Below are 19,516 nucleotides of genomic sequence, written 5' to 3'. Positions count from 1 at the left end.
GGTCGGGTGGCTCAGGGAACCGTCCGGATCGGGGAGATGAAGGGGGTACCCCAGGTCCCGCCGACGAAGAACGAGGCCTGCTTCGGCGTGGTTGCGGACTGCTCGTCCGCCGGCGCCGCCGTTTGGTTCGGCTGGACGATGCCCCCCGACAGCGCCAGCCCGCGCCCTGTATAGGGGACGATGCCGGTCAGCCAGATCTTGTTCTTGGCCGATGCCGCTTCCGCCTTGTCGATCTTGGCCACGCCCTTGGAAATGGTCGCCTTGAGTTCGGCGCCGTCGATCGCAACGGTGCCGTCGGCGACGTCGTCGAGCGCAAAGAAGCCGCCCTGTTCGTTGCGCTTGACGAAGGCCGGCAGGTTGAGCCCGGTCAGCGTGCCGGCGCCGAAGGACGCAGAGATCGATCCGTCGGCATTCTCGAGGATGGAGTCCCATGTCATCCCCGGGCCTTTCAGGATGACCGAGACCGTTCCTTTCCCGGTCGGCACCAGCCGCGTCATGCCGGCAGCGGCGCCGAAGGCCGCGCCGTCGACATTGGAGGCCAGGAGCCGGATTTCCGTCTGCGCGCCCTGCGGCTTGCGATCCATGCGCAGGCTGGCCTGGACGGTGCCGCCGAAGGCGGCGGCATCGGAGATGTCGAAGGCGGCAAGCCCGTTCTTGACCTGCGCGGTGGCGGCCACGTCGGTAAGCTCGATGGCGCCGGCCGTAGCGTGCGCGGCCGATAGCCTGAGGTCGAGGTCGAGCCGGTTGGTGAAGTTCGCATCGGCATTGCTGGCGCCTTGCCCCTTCGGCAGCGCCAGCGGCGTGAAGGTTCCGAGGAACGAGCGCAGGTCGAGCTTTTCGAAAGCGAGCGTGCCGGACATGATCGGGCGGATGTCGGCGAAGGAAAAGTCGAGCACGCCCATGCCCGGATTGTTGTTCAGCACGATCTGGGCGCTGTCGAATTTCACGCGGCCGACGCCGGCGGTGATCTTGCTGGAGACGGAAACCGGGCCGGTCGGCGCACCCGGCGCCATGCCGGCCTGCGACCATTCCAGCATCCGCCGCAGCGACGGCGCGGAGAATTTCGCCGTGCCGTCGAGGAAGGCGTTCTGGGCGAGGCTCGCCGTGCCGTCGAACGAAAAGGTCGCCGGGGCGGCCTTGAACGAAACGGTGACCGGCGCGGCCGCCCCGGCGAACAACAGCAGCGGCTTGGTCGACGCCAGATCGAGGGACACGCTTTCGCCGCGCCAGATGCCGGTCGCCGAGAACTGCCCGCCGCCGTTCAGCGTCGCCCAATTCGCGCGGCCGTTCAGGCTGGTCAGGATTTCGGTGTCCTTGCCGTCGACCGATGTGACCACGCGGCCGTCCTTCAGTTCGACGCTGCCGAACGGGTCGGAGGGCAGCTTGCTGGCGTCGGGATTGGTGGGGTCGGCCGCGATCAGGTCACGCGCCGTGTCGATCGAGCGGGCGATACGGCCGCCGGAGGGCATGGGCGGCAGCAGCAGGCCCTTTTCGGTGCGTTTCACCCGCAGCGTGGGGCGGATGAGTTGCGCGGACGAGAACACGACGTCGCCGCCCAGCGCGGCCATCGCCGAAAGATCGATTTCGACACGCTCGGCCTCGATCACCGGCGGCGCGTCGACCTCGCGCCAGTCCGACAGCGTGACGTCCGTGAGAACGGCGCGGAAGGTCGGCCAGACGACGATGCGCGGCGTGCCTTCGATGGTGACCCGGTAGCCGCTCCAGGCGCCCATTTCCCAGGCGATGCGGTCGCGCACGATTCGGGTCGAGGCGATATAAGGCAGTGCGGCGAATGCCAGCGCGGTGATTACCGCGGCGACGCCGATCATCCATATGCCCCGCCGGATCGAAGGTGACGGCATGACGCCCCGTTTTTCGCATGCTTCGCAGTCGCGCCAAGGTGTAGCCGACAGCCGACGCATTACAAGCTTTTATGGTTTGCCGATGGCATTTGCGCACAACCGCGGCGCGCCAGGAACAGGAACTTGCCTTGCCGCACCGCAATATGCTTAAGCGGGATGCAATTCTGGAGGAGCCACAATGATCGCAGATGCCCCCCTTTGGACGCCGTCGCCGGAGCGGATCGCGGATGCGCCGATGACGGCTTTCATGAAGGAGGCCGCACAGGCTTCCGGGCGTGCGCTGTCGTCCTATGCCGACCTGCACCGCTGGTCGATCGACGAGCGCGAGGCGTTCTGGAGCCTGGTGTGGGACTTTTGCGGCATCGTCGGCGACAAGGGCGAGACGGTCCTGGTCGATGGCGACAGGATGCCGGGCGCGGCCTTCTTCCCCGAGGCCCGGCTCAATTTTGCAGAAAACCTGCTGCGCCGGAAGGGAAGCGCCGAAGCCATCGTCTTTCGCGGCGAGGACAAGGTCGAGCGGCGGCTGTCATGGGACGAACTCCATGTGCTGACCTCGCGGCTGCAGCAGCTTTTCCTGTCGCAGGGCGTCAAGCCCGGCGACCGCATCGCGGCGATGATGCCCAACATGCCGGAGACGGTCGCCGCCATGCTGGCCACCGCCTCGATCGGTGCTGTGTGGTCGTCCTGTTCGCCCGATTTCGGCGAGCAGGGCGTGCTCGACCGTTTCGGCCAGATCGAACCGGTCGTCTTCATCGCCCCCGACGGCTACTGGTATAACGGCAAGGCCATCGAAGTCGGCGAAAAGGTCGCGGCGGTCGCCGCCAGGTTGCCCAGCGTGCGCAAGGTGTTGATCGTCGATTATCTCGGCACCTCGGCCGACGTGGCGGCGGGCGTCGGCAAGGCCGAGGCGCTGGAAGACGCCATCGCGGCGTTTCCGGTCAAGCCGGTCGCCTTTGAACGGCTGCCGTTCTCGCACCCGCTCTATATCCTGTTTTCGTCGGGCACGACCGGTATTCCCAAATGCATCGTCCACTCGGCCGGCGGCACGCTGATCCAGCACGTAAAGGAGCTGCGGCTGCACGCCGGCATTCTCGAGGGCGACCGCTTCTTCTACTTCACCACCTGCGGCTGGATGATGTGGAACTGGCTGATGTCGGGGCTGGCCTGCGGCGCGACCCTGCTGCTTTACGACGGCTCGCCCTTCTACCCGGACGGCAACGTCCTGTTCGACTATGCCGATGCCGAGAAGATGACCTATTTCGGTACCTCGGCGAAGTTCATCGATTCGGTGCGCAAGGCTGGCCTCCGGCCCATGGACAGCCATGACCTGTCCACGGTCCGCACCATCTCGTCCACCGGCTCGCCGCTGTCGCCCGAGGACTTCCGCTTCGTCTACGACGCCATCAAGAAGGACATCCACCTGGCCTCCATTTCCGGCGGCACCGACATCGTCTCGTGTTTCGTGCTGGGCGTGCCGACCGAACCGGTATGGGTAGGCGAAATCCAGGCCGCCGGCCTCGGGCTGGCGGTGGACGTCTGGAACGACGCCGGCGAGCCCGTGCGGCAGGAGAAGGGCGAACTCGTCTGCGCCAGGGCCTTTCCGGCCATGCCGCTCGGCTTCTGGGCCGATGCGGACGACAAGCGCTACCGCGCCGCCTATTTCGAGCGCTTCGACAATGTCTGGTGCCATGGCGATTTCGCCGAGTGGACCGAGCATGGCGGCATGGTCATCCACGGCCGCTCGGACGCCACGCTCAATCCGGGCGGCGTACGCATCGGCACCGCCGAAATCTACAACCAGGTCGAGCAGATGCCGGAGATCGCCGAGGCCGTCTGCATCGGCCAGGATTTCGACAACGACGTGCGCGTGGTGCTGTTCGTGCGGCTGGCGCAGGGCGTCAGCCTCGATGCGGCGCTGGAAAAGCGCATCCGGACCAAGATACGCACCGGCGCCAGCCCGCGCCACGTGCCGGCCAGGATCGTCGCCGTCGCCGACATCCCGCGCACCAAGTCGGGCAAGATCACCGAGCTTGCGGTGCGTGATGCCGTGCACGGCCGGGCGATCAAGAACAAGGAGGCGCTGGCCAACCCCGAGGCGCTCGACCTGTTCCGCGACCTGCCCGAACTGGCCAATTGAGCGGGCCGGCGGAGACGGGGCCTCGACAGGGTTAACGAAAGCTTGCCGCGGAATTTACCTAGAATTCACAGGTGGTACAGTTTGGTAAAAATCCAGCGAAGCCGGTAAGGAATTATTAGGTTTCCCGGCCGATAGTCCCTGCCAACGTTGGGAGAAATCCCTGTTCTCAATGCCTCCCCTTGAGAACGCGTTCTGTCCGACCCGTTGTGACAATCTCTTCATTCAGGCGTCCTTGCGGACGCCTTTTTCTTTGGCGCGCGGCCCTGCCGCCGGCTTTCCAGCTATTCCGCCAGCACCCGCGTCGAGGGGAAGGCCACTTCCACCAGCGTGCCTTCGCCGGGCGTCGAGTTGATGGTGAAGCGGGCCCGGTTGGCCTCGACCATCGCCTTGGTCAGCGGCAGGCCGAGCCCGGTGCCGTCGTTGCGGCCGCGCTTCAGCGCGTTGATCTGCCGGAACGGCTTCAGCGCCTGTTCGATTTCGGCCTGGCTCATGCCGATGCCGGTATCGCGCACCCGCATGACCACGTCGCCCGAGGTTTCATAGGCCGTGGAGACGATGACCTGGCCGCCGGCCTGCGTATAGCGGATGGCGTTGGACAGGATGTTGAGGGCGATCTGGCGCACGCTGCGCTGGTCCGCCACCACTTCCGGCAGTTTGGAGGCGAAGCTGGAGCGGATGATGACGCGCTCGCGGTTGGCCTGCGGCTGCATCATCGCCACCGTCTCGGCCAGCGTGTCGTTGAGCGACACCGCCTCGTAGTCCATCTCCTGCTGGCCGGCCTCGATCTTGGAAATGTCGAGCAGGTCGTTGACGAGGTCGAGCACGTGGTTGCCCGAGCGGTTGATGTCGCGCAGGTAGTCGCGGTAGCGGTCGTTGGCCACGGGTCCGAACTTTTCGTCGACCATGAGTTCCGAGAAGCCGATGATGGCATTGAGCGGCGTGCGGATCTCGTGGCTGATGCGGGCGAGGAAGTCGGTCTTCTGCGAGGAGGCGCGTTCGGCCACGGCGCGCGCCTGCGTCAGGTCCTCCTCCGCGCGCTTCCATTGCGTGATGTCGCGCACCACGGCGCAGAAGCCGCTGTCGTTGGGCAGGCGGCCAATGGTCATGAACAGCGGGATGAAGCGGCCCTGCGCCTCGCGGCCGATCACTTCACGGCCGTCGTTGAGCACGCTGGCGACGCCGTTGTCGGACAGGCCGCTGAGATAGTCGCGCGCCGCCCGCTGGCTTTCGATGGCAAACAGCGAGGGGAAGGGCTTCCCCGCCACCTCGTCGCTATCGAAGCCGAACAGGGCTTCCGCCGGCCGGCTGATCGAGCGGATGGCGCCGTCACGGTCGATCAGCACCACGCCGTCGGTGGCGGTGTCGATGATGGTCCGCATTTCGGCGATGCGCGCCTTGAGTTCGGCAATGTCGGGCTGGGCGAGCGGGATCGGCTCGCTGGCGGCCGCAGGCGGTGCGGGAACGGCGGCCGCTTCCGGCTCCTCGTCGCCGCTGCGCTGGACCAGCAGCACCAGCGCCTTGCCGCTTCCCCATGGCACCGAGCGCAGCAGTGCGTCAATCGGGAATTCGCGCCCGTCCTGCGTTTTCAGCCGCAGCATGCGGTCGGCCCCGTTTTCGGGAGCGTGGTCCTGCGACAGGGGGTCGGCGAACAGGGCGCCGAGGCCGCCGGCCTCGGCAAGGTCGTCGAGCGTTTCGTAGCCGGTCAGGCGCAGGAATTCCTCATTGGCGAAATGCAGCATATCGCCGGAATGGAACAGGAGCGGCACCGGCAGCTTGCCGAGAACCGAGGTGTCGGGGCCGCCGTCGGCAGGGCTCGGCAGCGCGAAGGCCGACGGAACGGTGTTTTCGCGCGGGAGGGTCAGCGCGGGCGCTGCCGAGGCGGACTCTTGTTCCGGGGGGAGGGCGTCCGGCTGCGCCGCGGTTTCGCCCGGAATCTCTTGGTCGTCTTGCGCCTGCACAGTGGTCGGGTTGGCCTGCGGCTCGATTTCCGGCCGGCCTGCCTCGTCGGCAGGCGGAGAGGTCACCTCCACCGGAGCCGGCCGCGCGATCTGTTCGGGTTGCGCCGGTTCGGCGGGCTTTTCCGCCGCTGCTTCCTGTGACTTCGCCTCGCTTTCCTTGCGCAGCCGCTCGCCGATCTCGCGGAAGGCGCTGCGCTCGAGCGAGGACAGGCCCTTGTCGTTGGCCGGGGGGCGATGCTCGGCAAGGCGGATCACCTTGTCGGTGAAACGCCGTTCCGGCTTGGGAACGATGGTTAGCGCCGGTGTTTCGCCCTTGAACGGGTCGGTGTCCTTTGCCGCCGGGGCGGGCTCCTGCACCGGTTCCGGCGACCGCACCAGCGCCAGCCCGATCCGGTGCGGGTCCGTGACGGCATCCTTGCCGCGGGCGACGCCGAAGCCGCGAAAGCCTTCGAACACCCGGTTGCGGTCGTAGACGGGCAGGGCGGCGAGGTCGACGGGAATGGCGCGGTCGGTTCCGGTGACGGGCCACAGCACCGTGCGGCCCGACCAGGTGTCGCGCCGCGCCAGAAGGCCGGCGATTTCCCCCGAGGGGTCGAAGCCGAAGACGGTGGCCACGTCCTTGAAATGGCGGCCGATGATGTCGGCGGCCGGTTCGCCCACCGCCGAAGCGAATTCCGGCGAGACCATGCTGAATTTGCCGTCCGCGTCGGTGCGCCAGACAAAACGCACGGGCGGCGCGTCGGCAGGGTCGGCGGCCGGCTTCTGCGCCGGCACGAAAGTGGCAGCCGCGTCGCTGGCCGGGATTTCCTGCTGCTTCTCCGTATCGGCAGCTACCGCTTTGGCTGGAGGCGTGGGGGCGTCGGCCGGCGTTGCCGGTTCCTGGCTTTTATTCGCGACGCTCCCGGTCTCCTGCGCCGGGGCAATGCCCTCATCGAGCGTGCCTTCGTCGATGACCACCAGAAGGTGCCTTGCCGGTTCGTCGGTCAGGCGGGCGAAACCGGCGGGATAGGAAGCCGCAGCGCCCGGAACCAGCCGCTTGACCACCCGGCCGCGTTCGACGGCGACGTCGGCGACCAGCGCGGCAAGCGTGGGCTGCCCGATCGCCAGCGACGAGAAGCCCTCCGAGGCCGCCTCGACGCCGCCCTCGCCGTCGATGAAGGCGATGAAGTGCCCGCTTTCGGTAAACCCGCCGATGGCGCGCGCGGCGATGTCGCCGGGCGTGGTCGCCCCGGCTTCGCTGGCCTGCGCCGCCAGCAGGATTGCTTTTTCGCCGTCCGGCATCGTTATCGCGCTGGCGCGGAAGGCGACGGCCTGGCTGGAAACGCCGGTCGCCAGCCGCAGGAGCAGGGCGCGGTCGCTGCCGATCTCGGGAAAGCCGCCGGTCGCCATGATCTGGCGCTTTGCCACCGGCGGCAGCCCCGCCGATGCGCCGATGATCGTCTCGATATCCGGGTAGCCGAACAGCGTCGCGCCCGGGCCGTTGGCCCAGATCACCTGGTCGAGGTCGCCCGACAGGATGACGAGCGCATCGCCGGCGGCAAAGCGCTGCCGGACCGCGTCGAGCACGGCGACATCGAGGAACGAATAGCTGTCTGACGACATGGGCCCGGAGCTACCTCCGAAAATGGGCGATTTTGCAGTTAACGCTTTGTTAATGAATAGAGCTTCGCACTCCGAAGGTCCACAATCCAGCGCCGGAGGCCAATGAATTCTGGGCGTGTGGTTAATATCCAAGCGACCGGTCATATTGCGCCGCAACAAAAATGTTGCAATGCACAATGAAAGGGACTATATAGCCTCCATCGATAAACGACGCGGCGTTTTCCCGGAAGGCCGCCGTCCAAGACAGGATGTGAAGATGAACAAGTCCAAGACTGCTGAGACCATCGAGAACGTCGAATTCCCGAGCTTTGACGCCGCCAAGGCCACCGACCAGATCCGCGCTTTCGCCGAAAAGGGCGTCGAGCAGTCGAAAGAGGCCTATGCCAAGCTGAAGACCGGCGCCGAAGAGACCCAGAAGGTCCTGGAAACGACCTACGAGACCGCCAAGGCCGTGTCGAGCGACCTGTCGCTCAAGACCATCGCCGCGCTGCGCACCAATGCCGACGCCGGCTTCTCGCACCTCGAGGCCCTGGTCGGCGCCCGCTCGCTGTCGGAAGTGGTCGAGCTGCAGACGGCTTTCGTTCGCAAGCAGTTCGAGACGAGCGTCCAGCAGGCCAAGGAGTTCCAGGCCGTGGCCACCAAGGCCGCCGAGGACGTCTCCAAGCCGGTCAAGGTCGCCGTCGAGAAGGCCTTCAACGAGCTCAAGGTCGCCTGATTGGCGGCACCGGCGGGGAATGCGACAAAACGCTGCATTCCTTCCGGCGAGATCGGTCCTAGGTAAGGGGCTCGATCATGAGATACCCGGCGGGCGGTTCCTCCTCCCTCTGCCTGCCGGGCTAGCGGCCAGCTCCTCCCGCTGGTCCCAAATGGAAAAGGCCGGCTCCTCCTCCCGCCGGCCTTTTTCTTTGCCCGCCGTTTCGCTGGGCTGGGGCGTCTTGCCCGAGACAGCGGTGTACGATCGGCGCTTTGCCTTGCCAAATGGCTTGAATTAAAGTTCGATACCCCGTAAGGACGCTTCGCCGAACAAGGGAACATGGCCGGCAGGGGTCAAATCCGCACCAGCCGTGTTCAGGCAAAAGTGCCGTTGTAGCTCAGTTGGTTAGAGCGCCGGATTGTGGATCCGGAGGTCGCTGGTTCGACCCCAGCCAACGGTACCAAAATCCCCAGGTAAAATCAGGCGGTTGGAAACTCCCCTTCGCGGGGAGCGCTTGTCATGTCGCCCCATGTTGCGGCCGGCCGGTCCCTGCGGCTTGAACGATCGTATCGACCATGCCAGTTTCCGGCATCGATTTGTTGGGGGCGTCGGGGCTTTCGGTGCGGAGCGTGTTTACCTGTCTTTTGAAGGCTTTGAGCCTCGCGGCCGCGCTTTGGGCCGCGGGCTGCGGGACGATCGACACGACGCCCATCAACCTGATCAGCCAGCAAACGCCGCCTTCGTCTCCCGAATATCTTCCGGACCCCGGCGATGACGGTTCGACGGTGGTCGCGCTCGCGTTCTCGGGCGGCGGCATGCGCGCCGCGGCCCTGGCCTACGGCGCGCTTCTGGAACTCGATGCCCTGGCCATCGATGACGTTCCGTACCGCCGCACCTTGGTGGACAATGTCCGCACCGTTGCCGGCACGTCCGGCGGGTCGATCATGGCTGCTTATCTGGGCTACAAGGGCAAGGACGGCTACCAGGATTTTCGCGAGCGGTTTCTCCACCAGAACGCCGAATCCTCCATGACCACCAGTGTGTCGCCGGCGTCGCTGATAAAGACCGCCCTGCACGGCGGGGCCAATGACCGGAACACTCTCGCGCGCTGGCTGGACGACAATCTGTTCGATCACGCGACGTTCGCGGCACTGCGCAGGCAGGACAGGCCTACGGTCTGGATTACAGCCTCTGACATCAACAACAACACGCCCTTCCTGTTCACCGAAGACACATTCGCCGCGCTGTGCAGCGATATAAGCCAGATGAAAATCGCCGAGGCCGTCGGCGCGTCCGCCGCGTTTCCGATCGCCTTTGCGCCGATGATCCTGCGAACGCCTCGAACCGGCTGCAACTACCGCCGGCCGGCCTGGATACAGCGCGCCCTGGATGCACAGAACCCGTCGATCCGTCTGCAGGCCTATGCGCGCGCGCTCGATTCCTACCAAACCAACCGGAAGCTCGACTATGTCCGGCTGCTGGATGGCGGACTGACCGACAATCTGGGCATTACAGGCCTGACGCTGCAGCGAGCCGCATCGGCAACGCCTTATGGACCGCTTTCTCCCCGCGAGGCCGTACGGATACGGAACTTCGTCTTTATCGTCACCGATGCCGGCAAGCACAGCGAGTATGAATGGAGCAGGACGCAGATCGCCACGCATCTCGGTCACGTCCTTCTGGCGGCGTCGGATACGGCCATCGCGGCAGCCACCCGTAGCGGCTTCGATGCCGTCGACCTTGCCCTGAACGAATGGCGGCACGATCTCATTCGCTATCGCTGCGGCCTTTCCAGGGAACAGGTGCGGAAACAGAGAGGGACGCTGGCCGGATGGGATTGCCGGGACGTGAACATCACGACCGAACACCTCTCGTTCCGCAATGCCGACTCAGGCCTGTTCGAACGGCTGAACAAGGTGCCCACGCGGCTGCGCCTGTCCCGGGAAGACGTTGACGTCGTCATTGAAGCAGGCAGGCAAGCCGTCCGGCGAAATGCCAATATCCAGCGCATCGCGAAGGAAGCACGCAGCTACGCGCCGACCTTCGACAACGCACAAGCTTCGATCGCCCTACAGGATTGATGCGTCGGCTTGACGCTACCAACCTTCCCGGATGAGAGCAGGCTGTTGGATTTTTTCCCTCAGAGGGCTGTGGCGCGAGTGCGGGAAGCGGATCGCGGCCACGGCATTAGGCCCAGCTAATTAGCAAGGCAGGGTTGCGGGCGAAGGGCTTGCCCGTCCGACAGGCAAATGCAATAGGTCCGCCGCTGTCCGGGCTGGCCCTGGCGCCGGATTGGCGGGCCGTTTGGCCTGGGTCGTTGCTGAAAATGGTGCACGAATACCGGACGCGGTAGCGTTGTCGCGACTGGTGATGTATATGGCCGCCTGCGTTCCCCTGCTTTAAGGCTCGGGCGCTACGGCGGGAACTGAGACACGACGGACTCCGGCATCCTTTCGCGGTGCCGCGCGTTGAATACGACGAACAGGCATGAGGTTTTTTCCCGTATGAGCGAGCAGGCCATCGAATTCCTGCAGGAATGGATCGGCGAGAAGGTCCAGCCCCCGGCGCATCCCGCGCTGGTGGAGAGCCATGCCCAGTCGCTGGCCAAGGAATGCGCCGCCAAGGCGGCCGAAGCCGGGATTCCGCTGGAGGATATCCAGGAGGAGGTCGGCGATATCGAGGAACTCATCGCCGCCAGGCTGGAAGACGCCGTCGAGGCGGAGCAGTCGGCTACGCCGGACGATGATTCCGGCACGGAAGCCGATTCGCAGCCGAAATCAGAATAACGAGCCCTGCCGCCCGGGATCGCCGGGCTTTGCCGCCGGCTTGGCGGCGGCTGGTTTGGCCGGCCGTGCCACGCCGCCGGTAGCGATCGCGGCAGCCGAACCGTCGGCGAAGCGCAGTTCCAGGGCTTCGCCCGGCCTTACCCCGGCGGCGCGCCGGATCAGCGTGCCCGAGGCATCCAGCACCAGCGCATAGCCTCGGTCGAGGATCGCCTGTTCGGAAAGTTTCAGCGTCGACAACAGCCGCTGCGCCTGGTCGAGCCGGCCGCGAAGCCGTTCGAGCCGGCTGAGGACGGCAAGGTCGTGCCTACGCGTGGCGGTGTCGAGGCGCGCCCGCGCCGCCTCGCTCAGGTGCAGCAGCGGCCGCAGCGACAGCCGCGCCGCGCTGGTTTCGAGCCGCTGCCGTTTCGCGGCGCGCGCGGCGTCGGCGCATTTCGGCAACTGGTCAGCCGTCCTGTTGAACAGGTTGCGCTTTTCGCGGGCGAGCGCCCGCAGCGCCACCTGCGCCCGCATCACGTCGCGGTCGGCCAACACCCGCCATTCGCGGATGCGCCGCGACAGCGTCGCCGGCGACAGCCGCGTGGCGCCGAGCCGGGCGCGCCGCCGTTCCACCCCGGTGACGAGCGCCCGTTCCAGCCAGCTCACCGCATCGTCGAAGCGGCGGCGCGGCAGCGCCAGCAACTGGTCGGGAGAGGGCAGGGCGCGGGCCGCCGCACGCACGGACTGCCGCTTGCGGTCCATCCCGCGCGAGATGCAGCTGCGCAGCCGCGCGGTGAGGCCCGCCAGCGTGGCTTCGAGGTCGGCCTTTACCGGCACCGCGATTTCGGCCGCGCCCGTAGGTGTCGGCGCGCGGACGTCGGCGGCGAGATCGACCAGCGTCCAGTCCGTCTCGTGCCCGACCGCCGAGATCACCGGGATGTTGGAAGCGGCGACGGCGCGCGCCAGAGCCTCGTCGTTGAAGCCCCACAAATCCTCGAGGCTGCCGCCGCCGCGCGCCACGATCAAGAGGTCGGGCGTGGGAATGGCGCCGTCCTCGGCCAGCCTGTTGAAACCCTGCACGGCCGCCGTCACTTCCGCCCCCGAGGTCTCGCCCTGCACCCTCACCGGCCAGACGATGACGTGCAGCGGGAAGCGGTCCTTGATGCGATGGAGGATATCGCGGATGACGGCGCCGGTCGGCGAGGTGACGACGCCGATGACGCGCGGCATGTAAGGCAGGAGCTGCTTGCGGGACGGGTCGAACAGGCCTTCCGCCTGCAAGCGCCGCTTGCGCTCCTCCAGCAGCGCCATCAGCGCGCCGGCACCTGCCGGCTCCAGATTGTCGATGACGATCTGGTACTTCGAGGAGCCGGGATAGGTGGTGAGCTTGCCGGTGGCGATCACCTCCATGCCCTCTTCGGGGCGGAATTTCAGCCGGCTCATGGTGCCCTTCCACACCACGGCCTCCAGCCGGGCGCGGTCGTCCTTCAAGGCGAAATAGGCATGGCCGGAAGAATGCGGGCCGCGATAGCCGGAAATCTCGCCGCGCACCCGCACATGGCCGAACGTGTCCTCGACCGTGCGCTTCAGCGCGCCGGAAATCTCGCTCACCGTGTATTCGGTGGCGTTGGTGCGTGATTCGGGGGCCGGTTCGCTCATGGCCCGATTGAGCGGCCAACGCGGCTTCGGGTCAAGGTGCCGATCCTACCATCCCGGCATGATCTGGTTGGGCTTCGGCCGCTTCATGCGCGACAGCGCCAGCGCGGCGAAGTCGAAGCTGCCGGCTTCCTCGCCCGTCGGGACGGTGATGTTGTCGAGGCTTTCGGCGATGTGGCGCGCCAGCGCGTCGACGAGTTCGGGCTGCGAGGTCTGGCCGCGCATGATGCCGATGCGGCAGTCGGGCAGGGCGCCGAAACCGTCGGCTTCGCCCAGCACCCGCATGCCGGTGCGCAGCGCGCATTCGGGCAGCACCGAGATCGCCAGGCCGGAAAGCACGGCGGCGGCGATGACCGTGGCCGAGAACGAGGTGAACAGGATGCGGTAGTCGCGGCCCATCTGGTCGAGCACGTCGCAGGCCGCGCGCCGCCAGATGCAGTTCGGCCGGCCGAAGGCCATCGGCAGCATTTCCTGCTCATGCGTCGCATGGTTGGCCGAACTGACCCAGAGCAGCGGCTCCCGCCGCACCACTTCCGACTGGCCGCGCGCGTCGTTGTGCGTCACCAGCGCGATGTCGAGGTTGCCGCGCTTGATGTGCTCGACCAGCCCCGGCGTCGGCTCGCAGATGACGGTCAGTTCCACGCGCGGGTTGGAGCGGGCGAAGCGCGCCATGATCTCCGGCAGGAAGCGGTCGGCATAGTCGTCCGGCGTGCCGATGCGGATGGTGCCCTCCAGCCGCGTGTCGTCGAAGGCCGCCAGCGTCTCGCGGTTCAGGAAAAGCAATCGCCGCGCATAGGTCAGCAGCTTCTCCCCTTCCTCCGTCAGCCGGTTGGTGCGCCCGTCCTTCTCGAACAGCGCCTTGCCGATCCGTTCCTCCAGCCGCCGCATCTGCATGGAAACCGCCGATTGCGTGCGGTTCACCTCCTCCGCCGCGCGGGTGAAGCTGCCGGTATCGGCGATGGTGAGGAAAGTTTGGAGCTGATCGAGGTCGAGAGGCGCTTTCATCCGTCCAACCTATCATTAGCGTTGATGCTAAAGATTAGAAACATTCGTTGGATTAATCAATTGCCGCGTGGCAAAAACCACGTGTTCCAGCAAGGCGCGTCGAGCGGGCGTTTGGGGGTGGCCGCGACCCCTGGCGCATTGCTTCGCGCCGCTACGATGAAGGAAGACCGCCATGAGCACGTGTGAATTTGCTCCCGAAACCGCCCGGATAACGATCCGTCCCGCCGTCACGACGCGGGTGTGGAACGGCATCTCGGGCCTGTTTCGTGCGTGGAGGAACCGGCTTGCCTTTCGCCGCCTTGGCGAACTCACCGACGCAGAATTGGCCGACATCGGCTTGACGCGCGGCGACCTGCGTGTCGCGACCGACGTGCCCTTCGGCGCCGATCCGACGGTCAAGCTGCATTCGCTGGTCCGCCAGCGCGCCGCCACGGCCGCCGACCTCTCCCGCATGGTCGGCTGACCGCCCAGTTTGCAGGCTCTCCCACCCTCCCGGTTTCCCACCGGTTGCCTGCACATTGCCCGGTCCCCTTGGGGGCCGGGCTTTTTTCTTTGACGGGGAAAGGGCGCCTGTCAGCCGGCGGGGTGCAGGCCGAGCGAGGGACGCAGCGAGAGCGAGCGGACCCGGCTCAGCGCACGGGCCGCCACCCCCATGGGCCAGGGGAGCGGGTGTCGGCAGAAGGCGATCTTGCGCACATACACCGGCACGTGCCAGCGCGCCGTCGTGCCCGCGCGGAACAGCGCGACGTCGCCGGCACGCAGGACCCGCTTGCCGAAACCCGCTGCGCTGACCTCGACTTCGCCGTCCAGGATGTGGACCGTCTCGTCGATGCCGAAATGCCAGTTGAACGTGCCGGCAGTGCAGTCCCAGACGGCGCTGTTCGTCGTCCGATCCGTGGATTTGACGATATCGCCGACACGGGCGACGGGCGTCCCTTCCAGGATCCAGTCCGGATTTATCGGCGCCGGCTGCATGGCGATGGCGTCGACGTTTGCTGCAACGATAGGTTGATCGGTCATTTTCCCACTCCGCTTTCAGGCAGGAAAGCCGGAACAGGTTAACTGGCGTTTACTTTTCCGCGGCACTTGGCCGGGCGGTTAAGAAGCCCTTAACCGCCTGCGCCGCTCTATCGGCTCCGGTCCATGCCCTTGCGGAACTGGTCGAAGATGGATTCGACGCCTTTCTGGTATTCGTCGCGCTGCTGGCGGCCGGTTTCGAACATCTTGCCGAAAATATCGTCATAGGGGTTCTTCGCCTGGCCGGCGGGGCCGGCGTCCGGATCCGGCGGCGGGGCTTCCTGCGGCTGGCCGCCGCCGCCAAGCATGTCTTCCAGGATCTTGCCCCAGGGGTTGGCGCCAGCCGGGCTCTGCCCCTGCGGTTGCGGGGTGTTGCCGCCGAACATGTCCTGCAACACTTTCCCGAACGGGTTGTTGCCCAGCGGGTCGAACGGGTTCTGCTGTTGCGGCGCCGGCTGCTGCGGCGCGGGCTGCCCGCCGAACATGCCGCCGAGGCCGCCCTGCTTCATCATCTGCTCGATGATGTCGGCCAGCGGGTTGTTTCCGGCGCCTCCCGTCGCGCCGGCGGCCGGCATCTGGTTGGTCGATTGCTTGAACAGGCCGCCCATGATCATGGAGGCGATGACCGGCAGCATCTGCTGCAGGACCTGCTGGCCGATGCCGGTCGCCTGCGCCGCCTGTGCCGCCACGGCGCAGGAAAGGTCCTTGGAGCCGAACAGATGGCCGAGAATGCCGTTGCCCTCGTCGACGCCCTGGGGGGAGAAGGCTCGGCTTGCCTCCTCGAAATATTTGGCGTGGTTGCCGCTGGCCATGGCATTGAGGAAGCCGCCGAGGTCGGCCGGGTTGGCGGCGTTGCGCTTCAGCCCTTGCGAAAAGGCGGGCAGCAGCGCCTCGACCGCGAGCTGCGCCTGCTGCTGCGACAGGTTGAACTGCCTGGCCAGGAGTTCCATGCCGCGGCCGTCCTGCGCCTGCGCCAGCATGTCGAACAAAGGAAGCATCGGGGTTCTCCTTGCAGCTATCGCTTCAGGGAAAACAGCCTAAAGCACTTTCGGCAAAAGTGCGAAACGCTTTCTCAGTAGGCGTATTCCATGAACACCGGCTCGATCGAGCCACCCCAGCGGGTGTGATAGGCCGACAGCATTTCCTCGGCGCTGGTGGTGCCGCGCGCCACCACCTCGTCCAGCGTCGAGAGGAAGCTGGTCTCGTCGTAGCCGTCGCGGTTCAGCTTGCCGCGCCGCTTCAGCCCCTCGCGCGAAATGGCGAGCACGTCGCGGGCGAGTTCCCGAAGCGTCGAGTTGCGGAACGGCGCCGAAATACCCTGTTCGGGAACTGCGTCGCGCATCGCCTGCACCTCGGCATAGGTCCAGTTCGCCGTCAGCGCCTCGGCGGCGTCGAGCGCTTCGGCATCGTAAAGCAGACCGACCCAGAAGGCCGGCAGCGCACAGATGCGCCGCCACGGGCCGCCGTCGGCGCCGCGCATTTCGAGGAAGCGCTTCAGCCGCACGTCCGGGAACAGCGTCGACAGGTGGTTCGCCCAGTCGCCGATCGTCGGCATGCCGTCGGGCACCTCGTTGCGCGCGGCTCCCGCCATGAACTGGCGGAAGGTCATGTGCGTCATGTCGTGGTAGCGGCCCTCGCGAATGACGAAATACATCGGCACGTCGAGCGCCCATTCGGCGTAGTCGGCAAAGCCGAACTGCGGCGAGAAGCAGAATTCCTTCAGGCCGGAACGCTGGTTGTCGGTGTCGCGCCAGATGTCGCCGCGCCACGACAGGAAGCCGTTGGGTTTGCCTTCGGTGAACGGCGAGTTGGAGAACAGCGCCGTCGACAGCGGCTGCAGCTTCAGCGAAACCTGCATCTTGCGGCGCATGTCGCGCTCGCTTTCGAAGTCGAGATTCACCTGGATGGTGCAGGTGCGGTACATCATGTCGAGGCCCTTGGTGCCGACCTTGGGCATGTAGCGCGTCATGATCTCATAGCGCGACTTCGGCATTTTCGGCGTGTCGGCAAGCGACCATTTCGGGCTGCCGCCGAGCCCGAGGAAACGGATGCCGAGCGGTTCGGCGATTTCGCGCACCTGCGAAAGATGCGCGTTGCCCTCGCGGCAGGTCTGGTGGATCGTTTCCAGCGGTGCACCGGAAAGCTCGAACTGGCCGCCCGGTTCCAGTGAGATGGCACCCTGGCCGGTCGGCTCGACCAGCCCGATGATGCGCCCGTCGTCCATGATCGGGTCCCAGCCCAGTTTCTGCTGCATGCCTTCCAGGATGGTGCGGATGCCGCGCTCGCTGCCGTAGGGCACCGGGGCATTGCCGTCGACATAGAAGGGGAACTTCTCGTGCTCGGTGCCAATGCGCCATTTCTCGCGCGGCTTGCAGCCCTCGGCGAGATAGGAGACGAGTTCGTCCATGCCTTCGATCGGCCGGAAATCGGTGGTGTCGCGCGCCATGGAAACCTCTTCTACGACAGGCCGGATGGCCGCCGCTGTTAGATGGCGAAATGCCGGCAGCCGATCAAGCGAAATTTGCTGAGGTCTCGTCAACCGAAATTGATCGACGGCTTTCCCTGCTTGCCGCCGCTCACCAGTCGCCGATGGTGGCCTGGATCAGCGCCAGCGCGGCAACGGCGGCCGTGTCGGCGCGCAGGATGCGCGGCCCGAGCGGGATGGCGGTGACGAAGGGCAGGGCGCGCAGCATGCGCCGCTCGTCCTCGGAAAAACCGCCTTCCGGGCCGACCAGCAGCGCCAGCTTCTCGTCGCGCAGGTTCTGAAGCGCGGGCAGCGGGTTGTTCGTCGCCGCATCCTCGTCGCAGAACACCAGCCGCCTTTCGGGGTCCCAGCCGGCCAGCAGCTTGTCGAGCTTCTCGGCCTCGCAAAGGCGCGGCACGGCGAGAATGCCGCATTGCTCGGCGGCTTCCACGATGTTGGCGCCGAGCCGCTCCATCGAGGGCCGGGCCACCTGCGTGTGCTGGGTGACGACCGGCTGCAGCGTGCCGGCGCCCATCTCCACCGCCTTCTGCACGAGATAGTCGAGCCGTCCCTGCTTCAGCGGCGCGAAGCAGTAGACGAGGTCGGAGGGGGCGGGTTGCGGGCGCTGCCGCCCCAGCACCTTCAGCCGCACCGTCCGCTTGCTTTTGGAGGCGACGGCCGCCGACCATTCGCCGTCGCGGCCATTGAACAGCAGCAGTTCCGCGCCCTCGGCCAGCCGCAGCACGTGCATCAGATAGTGGCTTTGCTGCGCGCTGGCCTCGATTTCGGCCTCGGAGGCGAGGTCGTCGGGCACGAATAGTCGTTGCATCTTGTAATTGGCGCGCATCGCCGAGCAATGCGGCAGGCGACGCGCTCGCGTCAAGGGCCGGCGTCGGGTCCGGCGGTGGGATGCCAGACCGGACGAAAGCCCTGCCGCAACACGGCGAGCGTGGTCGGCGGGGTGAGAAGCCGCACCTCGCGGCCGGCAAAGCTGTCGGCGGGGAGCCGTTCGCCGTAGCCCGCGAACGACCAGCGAAGCGCCGTGCCGTCGCGCAGGGCATAGGCGGCACCGCCGTCGGCGAACATCGCCCCGTCCGGCAGGTCGGCCAGTCCGGCACCGCCGATCCTCGCCGGCGTGCCGCCCGAAGCCGGGCGCTCCCGGTGCAGCCGCTGGTCCAGCATCGGCGCGCGCGGCGTGTCGATGCCGAACGCGGCTCCGAACCGGCCGCAGAAGTCGCTTGCCTGCTCGCGCCGGCAGTAGAAGCAGGGGCGATGGCCGGCGGCGAGTCCCGTCACCTCGTCGAGGAAGAAAAGCTCGGTCCATCCGGCGCGGTCCGGTTCGCCGGGGCCGCCCTTGCGGTTGCGCCCCATCGGCTCGCGCCGCACGCCCTTGAATTCGCAGCGGCAGATGATCCAGGCTTTCAGCGCCCAGCGCTTGCGCAGCAGCGTTTTCGTGTCCGGGTCGTGCAGGATGCCGCGATTTCCGGTGAACAGGCCGCGCTGCGGCACCGCATGGATTTCGCCGAAGGGATCGACCCGATTTTGCAATGGCATGAAAAGGGTCCAGACGGGACTTTTTGACAGTGCGAGCCGCCATGCTACTGCTTGCCGGGCATGCTGTCAGGGGGATTCGGTGCGGGTACTGGTCGTTGAGAATTTTGCCGATACCGGCTTGGGCGAGGTCGGGGTGGCGCTTGCCGAGAAAGGCGCCGAGATCGACCTGCGCAAGACCCATGCGGGCGATCCGTTGCCCGTCGATGCTTCCGGCCATGACGCCATGGTGGTCCTCGGCGGCGCGCAGAACGCGCTCGACGATGCGGCCTGTCCCTATTTCCCCGCCTTGCTCGACCTCATCCGGGCCTTCGAGGCGAAGGATCGCGGGGTGCTGGGCATATGCCTGGGCAGCCAGCTCATCGCGCGCGCGTTCGGTGGACGCAACCAGATCGGCGGCGCCACCGAATTCGGCTGGCATGAGGTGCGGCGCGCCGAGGTCGCGGAGCCGGACCCGGTTTTCGAGGGCCTGCCGGACCGATTCCCGATCTTCCAGTGGCACGACGACACGTTTTCCCTGCCGCCCGGCGCCGTCAGGCTGGCCGGCAACGATGTCGCAGCCAACCAGGCTTTCCGGATCGGCCGCGCCGTGTACGGTTTCCAGTTCCACTTCGAGGCCAGTCGGCCGCTGGTCCGTTCGTGGAGCACGACTTTCGCGCATCTGATCGCAGGGCGGAATCCCGATTGGCCCGATCGGCTGGAGGGCGAGATGGAAAAGCACGGCGCGCAGGCGGATGCCGTCGGTCTGGCGATTGCCCGAGCCTGGACCGGCGTGATCTAAGAGCCTCTCTGCGGCTTCACGTGACGT

15 protein-coding genes and 1 tRNA gene are annotated in these 19,516 nt (G+C 66.6%); 7 read left to right on the top strand and 9 right to left on the bottom strand.

All coding sequences use genetic code 11. The features are described 5' to 3' along the window. Window positions 1-11: 11 nt before the first annotated feature. Window positions 12-1,862 carry an AsmA family protein gene (locus tag ACFOHJ_RS08250; protein ID WP_378220011.1) on the bottom strand — a complete coding sequence of 617 codons (1,851 nt, stop codon included), beginning with the start codon at window positions 1,860-1,862 and terminating at the stop codon, window positions 12-14. Between the two features lie 178 nt (window positions 1,863-2,040). Here ACFOHJ_RS08250 and ACFOHJ_RS08245 point away from each other — a divergent pair, with 178 nt between their 5' ends. After that, window positions 2,041-3,999: an acetoacetate--CoA ligase gene (locus ACFOHJ_RS08245; RefSeq protein WP_378220010.1), complete on the top strand. Its 1,959-nt coding sequence runs from the start codon at window positions 2,041-2,043 to the stop codon at window positions 3,997-3,999. 281 nt (window positions 4,000-4,280) lie between these two features. Here the strand turns inward: ACFOHJ_RS08245 and ACFOHJ_RS08240 are convergent, their stop codons facing one another. Then, complete coding sequence (locus ACFOHJ_RS08240) at window positions 4,281-7,559, bottom strand: PAS domain S-box protein (protein ID WP_378220009.1); 3,279 nt, start codon at window positions 7,557-7,559, stop codon at window positions 4,281-4,283. Between the two features lie 256 nt (window positions 7,560-7,815). On the opposite strand from ACFOHJ_RS08240, the gene ACFOHJ_RS08235 reads away from it, so the two are divergent. From ACFOHJ_RS08235 to ACFOHJ_RS08220, 4 genes are all read left to right on the top strand, one after another. Then, a complete protein-coding gene (locus tag ACFOHJ_RS08235) occupies window positions 7,816-8,274 on the top strand; it encodes a phasin (RefSeq protein WP_378220008.1) in 459 nt (152 codons plus the stop codon). A 365-nt stretch (window positions 8,275-8,639) separates the two neighbouring features. Then, window positions 8,640-8,716 (top strand) — tRNA-His (locus ACFOHJ_RS08230). A 112-nt stretch (window positions 8,717-8,828) separates the two neighbouring features. Next, window positions 8,829-10,334 carry a patatin-like phospholipase family protein gene (locus tag ACFOHJ_RS08225; RefSeq protein ID WP_378220007.1) on the top strand — a complete coding sequence of 502 codons (1,506 nt, stop codon included), beginning with the start codon at window positions 8,829-8,831 and terminating at the stop codon, window positions 10,332-10,334. A 423-nt stretch (window positions 10,335-10,757) separates the two neighbouring features. Next, window positions 10,758-11,039: a DUF768 domain-containing protein gene (locus ACFOHJ_RS08220; RefSeq protein WP_378220006.1), complete on the top strand. Its 282-nt coding sequence runs from the start codon at window positions 10,758-10,760 to the stop codon at window positions 11,037-11,039. Here the strand turns inward: ACFOHJ_RS08220 and xseA are convergent. Together xseA and ACFOHJ_RS08210 are read right to left on the bottom strand one after the other, a co-directional pair. Then, window positions 11,031-12,674: an exodeoxyribonuclease VII large subunit gene (gene xseA, locus ACFOHJ_RS08215; protein WP_378220005.1), complete on the bottom strand. Its 1,644-nt coding sequence runs from the start codon at window positions 12,672-12,674 to the stop codon at window positions 11,031-11,033. The genes ACFOHJ_RS08220 and xseA overlap by 9 nt on opposite strands. A 45-nt stretch (window positions 12,675-12,719) precedes the next feature. Beyond that, window positions 12,720-13,676, bottom strand: coding sequence for a LysR substrate-binding domain-containing protein (locus tag ACFOHJ_RS08210; protein WP_378220004.1), 957 nt, complete (start codon window positions 13,674-13,676; stop codon window positions 12,720-12,722). Between the two features lie 172 nt (window positions 13,677-13,848). On the opposite strand from ACFOHJ_RS08210, the gene ACFOHJ_RS08205 reads away from it, so the two are divergent. Next, window positions 13,849-14,139 (top strand): DUF1127 domain-containing protein, encoded by a 291-nt coding sequence (locus tag ACFOHJ_RS08205; protein WP_378220003.1) that lies wholly within the window; start codon window positions 13,849-13,851, stop codon window positions 14,137-14,139. Window positions 14,140-14,249: 110 nt separating this feature from the next. On the opposite strand, the gene ACFOHJ_RS08200 is transcribed toward ACFOHJ_RS08205, so the two are convergent. From ACFOHJ_RS08200 to ACFOHJ_RS08180, 5 genes are all read right to left on the bottom strand, one after another. After that, a complete protein-coding gene (locus ACFOHJ_RS08200; protein WP_378220002.1) occupies window positions 14,250-14,696 on the bottom strand; it encodes a cupin domain-containing protein in 447 nt (148 codons plus the stop codon). Between the two features lie 107 nt (window positions 14,697-14,803). Further along, a complete protein-coding gene (locus ACFOHJ_RS08195) occupies window positions 14,804-15,691 on the bottom strand; it encodes a DUF937 domain-containing protein (RefSeq protein ID WP_378220001.1) in 888 nt (295 codons plus the stop codon). Between the two features lie 74 nt (window positions 15,692-15,765). Further along, window positions 15,766-17,139 carry a glutamate--cysteine ligase gene (locus ACFOHJ_RS08190; RefSeq protein ID WP_378220000.1) on the bottom strand — a complete coding sequence of 458 codons (1,374 nt, stop codon included), beginning with the start codon at window positions 17,137-17,139 and terminating at the stop codon, window positions 15,766-15,768. 130 nt (window positions 17,140-17,269) lie between these two features. Next, window positions 17,270-18,004 carry a 16S rRNA (uracil(1498)-N(3))-methyltransferase gene (locus ACFOHJ_RS08185; RefSeq protein ID WP_378220225.1) on the bottom strand — a complete coding sequence of 245 codons (735 nt, stop codon included), beginning with the start codon at window positions 18,002-18,004 and terminating at the stop codon, window positions 17,270-17,272. A gap of 32 nt (window positions 18,005-18,036) precedes the next feature. Continuing rightward, window positions 18,037-18,711 (bottom strand): hypothetical protein, encoded by a 675-nt coding sequence (locus tag ACFOHJ_RS08180; RefSeq protein ID WP_378219999.1) that lies wholly within the window; start codon window positions 18,709-18,711, stop codon window positions 18,037-18,039. A 79-nt stretch (window positions 18,712-18,790) separates the two neighbouring features. Between ACFOHJ_RS08180 and ACFOHJ_RS08175 the strand changes: the two genes are divergently transcribed. Beyond that, on the top strand, window positions 18,791-19,489 hold the full coding sequence (locus tag ACFOHJ_RS08175) for a type 1 glutamine amidotransferase (RefSeq protein ID WP_378219998.1): 699 nt from the start codon (window positions 18,791-18,793) through the stop codon (window positions 19,487-19,489). Window positions 19,490-19,516 lie beyond the last annotated feature (27 nt).

The organism is Aquamicrobium soli, assembly GCF_042646345.1.
GTDB lineage: Bacteria > Pseudomonadota > Alphaproteobacteria > Rhizobiales > Rhizobiaceae > Mesorhizobium > Mesorhizobium soli_A.
Note: the sequence above shows the minus strand (reverse complement) of the source record. Positions and strands in the feature narration are given on the sequence as shown.

Bases quoted from the DNA above. Each gene is read 5' to 3' on its own strand.
- ACFOHJ_RS08250 (WP_378220011.1), bottom strand. From the start codon at position 1,862: ATGCCGTCACCTTCGATCCGGCGGGGCATATGGATGATCGGCGTCGCC.
- ACFOHJ_RS08245 (WP_378220010.1), top strand. From the start codon at position 2,041: ATGATCGCAGATGCCCCCCTTTGGACGCCGTCGCCGGAGCGGATCGCG.
- ACFOHJ_RS08240 (WP_378220009.1), bottom strand. From the start codon at position 7,559: ATGTCGTCAGACAGCTATTCGTTCCTCGATGTCGCCGTGCTCGACGCG.
- ACFOHJ_RS08235 (WP_378220008.1), top strand. From the start codon at position 7,816: ATGAACAAGTCCAAGACTGCTGAGACCATCGAGAACGTCGAATTCCCG.
- ACFOHJ_RS08225 (WP_378220007.1), top strand. From the start codon at position 8,829: ATGCCAGTTTCCGGCATCGATTTGTTGGGGGCGTCGGGGCTTTCGGTG.
- ACFOHJ_RS08220 (WP_378220006.1), top strand. From the start codon at position 10,758: ATGAGCGAGCAGGCCATCGAATTCCTGCAGGAATGGATCGGCGAGAAG.
- xseA (WP_378220005.1), bottom strand. From the start codon at position 12,674: ATGAGCGAACCGGCCCCCGAATCACGCACCAACGCCACCGAATACACG.
- ACFOHJ_RS08210 (WP_378220004.1), bottom strand. From the start codon at position 13,676: ATGAAAGCGCCTCTCGACCTCGATCAGCTCCAAACTTTCCTCACCATC.
- ACFOHJ_RS08205 (WP_378220003.1), top strand. From the start codon at position 13,849: ATGAGCACGTGTGAATTTGCTCCCGAAACCGCCCGGATAACGATCCGT.
- ACFOHJ_RS08200 (WP_378220002.1), bottom strand. From the start codon at position 14,696: ATGACCGATCAACCTATCGTTGCAGCAAACGTCGACGCCATCGCCATG.
- ACFOHJ_RS08195 (WP_378220001.1), bottom strand. From the start codon at position 15,691: ATGCTTCCTTTGTTCGACATGCTGGCGCAGGCGCAGGACGGCCGCGGC.
- ACFOHJ_RS08190 (WP_378220000.1), bottom strand. From the start codon at position 17,139: ATGGCGCGCGACACCACCGATTTCCGGCCGATCGAAGGCATGGACGAA.
- ACFOHJ_RS08185 (WP_378220225.1), bottom strand. From the start codon at position 18,004: ATGCGCGCCAATTACAAGATGCAACGACTATTCGTGCCCGACGACCTC.
- ACFOHJ_RS08180 (WP_378219999.1), bottom strand. From the start codon at position 18,711: ATGCCATTGCAAAATCGGGTCGATCCCTTCGGCGAAATCCATGCGGTG.